The organism is Rheinheimera faecalis (genome assembly GCF_021290965.1).
In the GTDB taxonomy this organism is placed as follows: domain Bacteria; phylum Pseudomonadota; class Gammaproteobacteria; order Enterobacterales; family Alteromonadaceae; genus Pararheinheimera; species Pararheinheimera faecalis.
Window position 1 is genome coordinate 1 of sequence record NZ_JAJOYT010000040.1, and the last position, 448, is coordinate 448.

1 protein-coding gene is annotated in these 448 nt (G+C 46.0%); it reads right to left on the reverse strand.

Translation table 11 applies throughout. The features are described 5' to 3' along the window. On the reverse strand, positions 1-448 hold a 448-nt coding region (locus tag LSG34_RS20675), incomplete at both ends, for an integrase core domain-containing protein (RefSeq protein ID WP_233011227.1).

Below are 448 nucleotides of genomic sequence, written 5' to 3' on the forward strand. Positions count from 1 at the left end.
CCCCTGCAACACGCCATTCCAGAATTCGATATAGTTCCAGTTTTTGGTTTGAGGAATGGGCTTGTTGTGCCAGATTTCGTCTGGTGTTTGGCCCTTCAGGCTTTGGTGTGGGCGGATAGCGTTATACCAGAACTGAAACTCAGCTAATCGCTGACTAAGTGCTATTCCATCTTCAACGATGATTTGTCTGATGTGTCGTTTGAAGGTGCCAAACAATCGCTCAATTCTTCCATTCTGCCAGGGGCAGCCCAATTCTGTGCATTGATGTTTGATCCCTAAAAGTGTCAACGCCCAACGAAAGGTTCTGGAGGTAAAAACAGCTTCGTTGTCGGTGCGGATAATGCGTGGTTTGCCATAAAGTTCAATGGCATGGCAAATGGTACGAACCAAAGTGATGGATGCTTTATCGCGTAATTTGGATAAACAAAGTGCTTTGCGGGAATGATGG